This window comes from Streptomyces sp. C, assembly GCF_000158895.1.
Lineage (GTDB): Bacteria > Actinomycetota > Actinomycetes > Streptomycetales > Streptomycetaceae > Streptomyces > Streptomyces racemochromogenes.
Genome location: NZ_GG657750.1, coordinates 7,210,270 through 7,211,912 on the forward strand (window position 1 = coordinate 7,210,270; position 1,643 = coordinate 7,211,912).

Genomic DNA, 1,643 nt, shown 5'->3' on the forward strand with positions numbered 1-1,643 from the left:
GAGCGCTCCTCTTCCAGTGCTGTGTGACATGGCGCAGTACAGGGCGGAAGAACGGGGGAGAGCGATGAAGTGAGGTGCGGCGCCGGGCGTCATCCCGGTGCGGGCGGCGCGACCGGCTTGAACCGTGGTCAAACACCCGGACGCCGCGATGCATCGTGCGGGGGGCACCCCGCACTGTCAACAGCCATACGGAATACGATGCTTCGCCCCGCCCGGCCCACCGGCGCACCCGCCCGCCGGCCCGGCGGGGCCTGCCGCGCGCCCCCCTCCCGCCGCTGGCCTGCGCCTTTCCCGGCCGGGCGGACGGCCCCCGCGCACGGACCCGCGTACGGCGTCCGGCCGGGCTCATGCCGCCCGGGCATGTCTTGCCGCCGAGCCGGCATGGAGCCGTCCCCGGACCCTGCGTCAGTTGTTCACCCACCAGCCCTTACAGGTCCATGCCCACGCCGTTACCGTCCGCTCATGACCCCCACCCTCGCGCAACTCCGCTACCTCGTCGCCGTCGCCGACTGCCGGTCCATCACCGGCGCGGCCGCCTCGGTCTTCGTCGCGCAGTCGGCCCTCTCCAGAGCGGTCCAGGCCATGGAACGCGACCTGGGAGTCGAACTGCTGGCACGCCGGGGAAGGGGGGTGGACCTCACACCGGAGGGGGCCCGGGTCGTCCGGCTGGCCCGCACCGTGCTCAACGCGGTCGAGGCCATCGACGACATCGGCACCCCGCACGGCAAGGACTCGCGGGCCGCCTTCACCCTCGCCACCACCCCCACCCTCGCGCTCGACCTGGTCACCGACCTGATATCGGGCTTCAGCGAGCGCCACCCCGGAGTGGACATCCGGCTCCAGAAGCACGACAGCCGCGAAGCCCTCGTCGAGGAACTCACCCGGGGACGGGCCGAACTGGCCCTGGTCGACCTCCCCGTCGACAAGGAACTCTCCACGCACTTCATCCAGGAGCGCGAGGTGGTGCTGATCTCGCCGATCGGCACCCGGCTGCCGAACCCCGTCCCCCTGCGCATGCTCGACGGCCTCCCCATGGTGCTGCCCACCCCCGGAACCGGCCGGCGCACCGAGATGGAAGCCATGTTCAGCTGCATGGGCGTCCGCCCCGTGCCCTCCCTGGAAGTCGACGAACGCCTCGCCTGGGTCACGGGCGTCACCGACGGACGCGGCTCCCTCATCTGGTACCGGGACGTGGTGGCCAGGGCCTTCGGCAGCAGGGCCGAGATCCGCTCCTTCACCCCGGCGCTGCTGCGCCCCGTGGGCATCGCGCACGCCCGTCGCCAGCTCAGCCGGGCGGCCCGCGCCTTCATCGCCCACGCCGGCCACAAGGCACCGGTACGGGAACCGGGGCGCTGAACCCCGGGCCCATGCCCTGGCGGCATGGAACGATGCTCGAACGGGGTTTCCCGGGGGGTGGTGTTGCCCGGCGCCGCCGCCTCACATGGTCCGCATGCCCAGACTCCTGACACCCCCCGGGGCCGCGGCCCTCGCGACCGCCGCCCTCGCCGCGCTGCTGCCCGCACTCGCCTGGATGGCGGACGCCACCGCCGCCCCGGCACCTCCCACCACCCGGGCCGCCGCCCCCGCCCCCGAGAAGAAGTGCACCCTGCCCGGCGGCATGACCGAGATCAGCGGCCTCGCGA

At 73.4% G+C, this 1,643-nt stretch carries 2 protein-coding genes; both read left to right on the forward strand.

Features of this window, described 5'->3' with window-relative positions; all coding sequences use genetic code 11:
* Window positions 1-462: 462 nt before the first annotated feature.
* Window positions 463-1,356, forward strand: coding sequence for a LysR family transcriptional regulator (locus SSNG_RS32110; protein ID WP_007268111.1), 894 nt, complete (start codon window positions 463-465; stop codon window positions 1,354-1,356).
* 94 nt (window positions 1,357-1,450) lie between these two features.
* On the forward strand, window positions 1,451-1,643 hold a 193-nt coding region (locus SSNG_RS42595), incomplete at its 3' end, for a hypothetical protein (protein ID WP_206731354.1).

Coding starts and splice junctions, on each gene's coding strand:
- SSNG_RS32110 (WP_007268111.1), top strand. CDS start 463: ATGACCCCCACCCTCGCGCAACTCCGCTACCTCGTCGCCGTCGCCGAC.